Source organism: Bacillus cereus group sp. BceL291, assembly GCF_051776705.1.
Classification (GTDB): Bacteria; Bacillota; Bacilli; order Bacillales; family Bacillaceae_G; genus Bacillus_A; species Bacillus_A cereus.
Window position 1 is genome coordinate 1 of record NZ_JBPWAP010000144.1, and the last position, 6,483, is coordinate 6,483.

Genomic DNA, 6,483 nt, shown 5'->3' on the forward strand with positions numbered 1-6,483 from the left:
GAAGAACAACGTACAATCTTATACCACAAAACAAACAAATGAAAACATTGCCGTTGTAGGGAACAAAATAAAGTTGCCGAAACTAGGCCTTGTTCGATTTGCCAAAAGTCGCGAAGTAGAGGGGCGTATTGTAAATGCTACAGTTAGACGGAACCCTTCTGGTAGATATTTTGTGTCACTAATAGTTGAAACAGAAGTACAAGAACTTCCGAAAACACATTCTTACATTGGAATAGATGTAGGACTAAAAGATTTCGCTATTTTGTCAGATGGAACACACTATGAAAATCCGAAGTTTTTCCGATCATTAGAAGATAAGTTGGCGAAAGCACAGCGTGTTCTTTCTAGAAGAATGAAAGGATCTTCTCGCTGGAATAAACAACGAGTAAAGGTAGCTAGAATTCATGAATACATATCAAATGCTAGAAAAGATTACTTGGACAAAATTTCAACTGAAATCATCAAAAACCACGATGTTATCGGTATAGAGGATTTGCAAGTATCGAATATGTTAAAGAATCATAAGTTAGCAAAAGCAATTAGTGAGGTATCTTGGTCGCAATTTCGATCCATGTTAGAATACAAAGCAAAATGGTATGGCAAACAAGTCATTGTCGCATCGAAAACATTTGCTTCCAGCCAATTATGTTCTTGTTGTGGATATCAAAATAAAGACGTTAAAAATCTAAACCTACGTGAATGGGACTGTCCTTCTTGTCGTACACATCATGATAGGGATATTAACGCAAGTATCAATCTAAAGAATGAAGCGATAAGGCTTCTAACCGCAAGGACTGCGGGGTTAGCCTAATCAATTAGAGTTCGATAGAACTCTTTACTTAGGAATCCCTCACTTCTAAACGAAGTGAAAGTGGGGGTAGTTCAAGAAATGGCCAAAGAACTCAATTCCAACTTAACACTCAAAAGAATAGGATATATAACTTAAATCATATAAATATACAGTTAAATTACACAATTAGAAGCAAAACATAATAGATTTGTAATGGAAATTACATATTTTCTTGATTTTTTGATGCATTTTCATAAAATAATCCATGTCGAAAAAAGTCGAATGTTCATATATTATCTTTGTTTTTCAGTTGTAAACGCTTTATTGTTATGATATTATCATAGTCGAACAATAGATGGTAATAAGCCGTAAAGGATTTCTTTGCCTATGCCTCGTAAAATTGTACGGATAAATCATGAAAATAGGCTATAGGTCCAATGGAATATGAGATATCTTATACTATATTCAACGAAATTTCATCGCTAAAAATACTGTGAGCTCAGTTAAACCAACTTTTTCATTATGTCCCTAACTAGTTTTTACAATTCAGCTTAAAGATTCTCAGAAGTTAACTCATCCAATTTAGTAAGCTAAAATTTATTCTGTATCTATGAAACGTGAGCAAAAAGGATTCTACCAATAGAAACCAGCTAAGTGATTAAAGATATCCAAAATATTATCTTTATTACCATCTATAGTTAATTACGTATTTACCAACTGGTCATCTCCCTATTAGGTAGACAGATAAAAAATAAAAATCTGTTATCTAAGGGGAGTATTTTTTATGGCTAGAATGAAATATTCTAAAGCTGAAAAATTGGCGATTTTAGCTCTTTATAAAGATGGTCATCATTCAATAGCTGACATTACGGCAAAGTTTTCTGTTGATCCTGGGACGATTAGAGATTGGAAAAGAAGGTATGAAGTGAATGGTGAAGACGGCCTAGAAGAAGCACTTTCTTGGAAGCGTTACTCAAAAGAGCTAAAGTTAGCAGCCGTCAATGATTATCTATCAGGACACGATTCGTTAAACAAGATTATCCAAAAATACAATATATCCAGTACTGCGGTTTTGAGAAAATGGATTAAAAAGTATAATAGTCATAGAGAACTAAATGATACCGGTAAAGGAATGACAAACTCTATGACAAGTAGAAGAAAAACAACGTTAGAAGAACGAATTCAAATTGTGAATTACTGTATGCAACATCAGAAAAACTATCAGCTCACTGCCGAAAGTTATGAAGTTTCTTATCAACAAGTATATCAATGGGTCAAGAAGTTTGAAGCAAATGGTGAAGAAGCACTACAAGATAAACGCGGTCGAAAGAAAGAAGAATATGAATTAACAGCTGAAGAAAAGTTTAAACTGGAAATGAAACGTTTAGAACGAGAAAATGAACGATTACGTGCAGAAAATGCTTTTTTAAAAAAGTTAGAAGAACTCGAAAGGAGGCATCGTTAACAAGCGTTCGTCTACAAAATAAATATAGAGCGATTCAAGATTTACATGCGCATGAAAATTTGGCAGTAATCCTTTTATGTGAAATTGCCGGTGTATCTCGTGCTGCTTATTATAAATGGCTACAGCGTACGCCAACAGCTAGAGAATTAGAGAATGAAGCAATTCTTCTGGATATTCAAGCTATTTATGCACGAGTAGAAGGCATTTATGGGTACCGAAGAATGAAATTAAATATTAATAGAATGTATCATAAAAAGTTTAATCACAAACGCATTTATCGCTTAATGCACATTGCTGGATTACAGTCCGTGATTCGTCGGAAAAGAAAGCGCTATGTTCCCTCAACTGCGCAATATGTCGCTGAAAACCGACTAAATCGTGAATTTACTGCAAGCAAACCCAATGAAAAATGGGTAACAGATGTCACGGAGTTCAAATTAGGAAACGGAAGGAAAACGTATTTAAGCGCCATTTTAGATCTTTATGATGGGTCTATTATTAGTTATGTATTGGAACATTCAAACAATAATAAATTGGTATTTCAAACATTGGATCAAGCTATCACTATATTAAAAGAGAATGAACATCCATTGATTCATAGTGATCGAGGGTATCAATATACGTCACATGGGTTTAAGAGAAAGATAGAAAAGGCAAAAATGATTCATAGCATGTCACGTGTAGGAAAATGTATAGATAATGGACCAATGGAATCGTTTTGGGGGACGTTGAAGTGTGAAAAGTATTACCTACATAAGTATGAGACATTTGAAGCGTTACAACAAGCGATAGATAATTATATCCAGTTTTACAATAATGAACGTTACCAAGAAAAATTAAACGGCTTAAGCCCATTAGAATACAGGGTTCAAGCCGCTTAAAGTGTTTTTTATTATTTCCACTGTCTACTTGACAGGGAGCTGTTCATTCTGCAACAGGAAAGATCGAACATATATTAATAAAAAGAATTACTTATATTATAATTTGAAAATAAGCCATAAATATTAAGAAATTTTATAACGAATTGAATATTCGCACTAACTTTATTATAATTGATTAAGAGTTGGAGTAGTAATCTGTCATCTGTTCCTTTATTTTAAAGAAGGTTGATTTCAACCTTCTTTTTTTTGTTGTTTTTCCCTCCTTTAAAAAAAGGAAAAAGAATTACTTAATGATTGTGGAAATTGCTTTTTTGTAGACTAGTTGTTGCTTGCCATGAACCATCATAAGAATGGCAAATTTATCCGTTGCAATAATCTGCCCAAGTATAGGAACCTCACTCTTTAAAAATATAGTAAAATTCCCTTTTTCTTAGTAACTTAATTCCATTTAATTATCTGAATATAGGTAAGTTTAAAAGAGCTTTGAACACGAAAAAAGCGAAATCCTATAATTTTTTGTTCAGTATTAACGTGTGCAGAAACATACAATTTTCGCGAAATAATATGGTGAACCTTTACAATTAACTTCAGGCTATATGTCTAAAAATATATTGAATTTATCTCTAAGTATTTGATAATATTGTTTCACTGTTATTTCTTTTTTAGACTTCTTTCCGTGCCGAGTTTCGGTAAAACTTTTCTCAGTAAGTGCAATATGACCGTTTCCAATTAATTTGCAAATAATACTCCCCTTATTTACTGGCGATTCTAGATGCTCTATAACCATATTTTGTATAGCATTTATTTTCTTTTCATCAATTGCATTTAAATAAAAAGCGTAGCCGATAGACCAGGTATCAGTAAGATCCGAATCAAGAAAATGAGAAGTTTCCCCATTTTTCCCTTTTTTCATTTCAAATACATAGGTCCCTTTCTCTGTATTTTGCCTACGAACACGATATTCTCCCGTTACAGAAGTCACACTGTCACCATGAAAAGGAACAGGATGTAAAGGAAGATAGGATGCAAAACCAGCATCTATTATATAGTTTTCATTTTTGTGCTGTAAAACGATAAGTGCGTGTCCATCATCCGGGTTCCACTTTCCTATTTTCGAATCATAAAGGGTTCCAGCTATTCGATACACATTAAATCCACAATCACACAAAAAATAATATAATAAAGAATTAATCTCATAGCATAATCCTCCACGATTCTTTAAAAGTAGTTTTTCTTCAATAGTTTCTCTAGAAAATTCTTGTATATTTCCTTCCATGATGTCTATGTTTTCATACGGTAATAAGTGCCCCATCTGTAAAAGAATTGTATGCAAATCTTCAAAATTCACATTTTCTTTTGGTGGAATTTTTAACTTTAAGAAAAACTTTTGTTGTAATTCAGTTAACATTATATATCCCCTTCCATTTATAAAAAATTCATTTAATATTATATTAAGAATAACGGTTATAAAATATACAGAGTGAATAACAAATTTCAGAGAACCGTGTAACATTAAACATTAGCGGACATTTAGAAGCAAACACTAAAAAATCTCTTATTTTTTTTAATCCACATTTTTGTTATTTGGGTATTTTTATTTATTCTGCCAAAAGGAGAATAAGTTTAATTCAGAAGAGAGCTAAATGTGATTTCAAAAAGTGTATTTCGTGATACATCTAAGAATAAAATTTTTTGGATGTAATTATTATTAATTTGTATTTTTTATTTAAAGTCCATTAGTTACAGGTAAATTATGTAAATATTTGCAACTTTCGAGTAGCCTTTAATTCTTCTATTTATACATATAATACTCTTTATATCGTTCGAACTTCGATTTTTTTGTTTGTGGTGGTATTATGGATGACTTTAATGATTTAGATGATGCTACTTGCTTTGGCATTTGTAATACGCCCCGTTTCTTGAGCTCTCTATACAAATTACTCACATTGCACCTCAGTTTTTTTGCAATAGTTGGATATTCCTCTCCTTGATTAAATAATTGTACTGCTTTTTTACATTTTGAGTCCCATTTTTCTTCTGTCGTTTGAAATTTTTGAGTTCGTTTTTTAACTATATTTTTTTCTAATTTAATTCTCTCTCGTTCTATTTTACACCGCTTGGCACAATACTGTTCTGCGTCTGCATGACTTCCGAAATGCTCCTCCTGTAAACGTATCATTTGTACTTTTTTCGCAATTTCTCTCAATTTACAGTCACCTCATTTTGTTTAGTGAATTCTACAAGAACTTGATCCCACTTTATAAGTAGGCTATAAATGCTCACATTACCCTTAAGATAGCTTTTAATATACTATTTCGAAAAATTATAATCATCTCTATTTTTACATAATTGTAAACTATAGTAAATTGATAATGTTGACACAGAATATTCTAAACCTTAATTCTCACTATACACATAAATAAACTCTATATTTCCTTTGCTTGAAAAATGGAGAAATTAGCCCAAATCTAAGTTATAGATGTATACACCTATCTTTATTACAAATACTTTACCTATTGTAGCTAGGGCGCAATAAAAAAGAATGCAGACATGTTTTGCACTCTTTTTTATTAACTCTTATATTATTTTTTCACCACAGTCAGCTCCTCAAAGCTCAAAGTTCTTAAATGACTCTGAGCATTATTTTTGTATGAATTAAAGATTTTACTTAATTAAGATTAGATTACTATAGATAATTGATTTTTTTATATTAAGTTTATATTTTTTTGTCAAAATAGTTTAGAGATTCATGTCCTTGTACACTAGCAGATGGGATATAGATGTTATAATACTAATTGTATGAACTTAAGAAATCGCACTTATCTAAATATAAACTTTGTTTATTTAGATACTCCAAAAATTCTACTAATACATAAAAATTAAGGAGTGAAAGTAATTGAAACTAGCACATGCCACTTTAGAGATGGATTCTAATGGGAATATTCGTAAAGAAGATAACATGGTCACAATCATTGTAAAGCCAGACACAGGTAACTCTGTTCGTTTATTTTGTAAGATTGATCCAGATCAAAATACTCTTATTGCTTTTAATACGGCCATTATGGGTATTGTCTGTCCTTGTTGTAATTCAAACACATTTACATGTTCTACACTCTATAACAAAAGACATAAATTACTTCGTGAAGCCTATGAGCTTTTAAAAGAAAATCATTCTATTCGTTTAAAATTACTATATGACCAATTTGGAGAATTAACAGTAAAGTGAATTTAACCATACACCAGTTCTCTATTCAATAGCATACAGAATGTAATAATAATTCTTCAATTTACAATAATTATCTCATATAATGTATCCGTTAAAAGTGTATTTAACGAACAGTTTGATG

5 protein-coding genes and 1 pseudogene are annotated in these 6,483 nt (G+C 31.5%); 3 read left to right on the plus strand and 3 right to left on the minus strand.

The features are described from left to right. Both tnpB and ACS2CR_RS32975 read left to right on the plus strand, forming a co-directional pair. On the plus strand, nucleotides 1–811 hold an 811-nt coding region (gene tnpB / locus ACS2CR_RS32970; RefSeq protein WP_438906143.1), incomplete at its 5' end, for an IS200/IS605 family element RNA-guided endonuclease TnpB. 763 nt (nucleotides 812–1,574) lie between these two features. Beyond that, a protein-coding gene (locus ACS2CR_RS32975) for an IS3 family transposase (RefSeq protein ID WP_309567634.1) occupies nucleotides 1,575–3,136 on the plus strand; the annotation gives its coding sequence in 2 pieces (ribosomal slippage) (nucleotides 1,575–2,208 and nucleotides 2,208–3,136; 1,563 coding nt in all). Nucleotides 3,137–3,419: 283 nt separating this feature from the next. On the opposite strand, the pseudogene ACS2CR_RS32980 reads toward ACS2CR_RS32975, so the two are convergent. The 3 genes and pseudogenes from ACS2CR_RS32980 to ACS2CR_RS32990 form a co-directional block, all read right to left on the minus strand. Beyond that, nucleotides 3,420–3,566, minus strand: a pseudogene (locus ACS2CR_RS32980) (RNA chaperone Hfq); the annotation flags it as partial. Nucleotides 3,567–3,728: 162 nt separating this feature from the next. Continuing rightward, on the minus strand, nucleotides 3,729–4,544 hold the full coding sequence (locus ACS2CR_RS32985; RefSeq protein ID WP_000954720.1) for an arylamine N-acetyltransferase family protein: 816 nt from the start codon (nucleotides 4,542–4,544) through the stop codon (nucleotides 3,729–3,731). A gap of 384 nt (nucleotides 4,545–4,928) precedes the next feature. Beyond that, nucleotides 4,929–5,342, minus strand: coding sequence for a hypothetical protein (locus ACS2CR_RS32990; RefSeq protein WP_001206763.1), 414 nt, complete (start codon nucleotides 5,340–5,342; stop codon nucleotides 4,929–4,931). Between the two features lie 690 nt (nucleotides 5,343–6,032). On the opposite strand from ACS2CR_RS32990, the gene ACS2CR_RS32995 reads away from it, so the two are divergent. After that, on the plus strand, nucleotides 6,033–6,362 hold the full coding sequence (locus ACS2CR_RS32995; protein WP_325839145.1) for a hypothetical protein: 330 nt from the start codon (nucleotides 6,033–6,035) through the stop codon (nucleotides 6,360–6,362). Nucleotides 6,363–6,483: the final 121 nt, after the last annotated feature.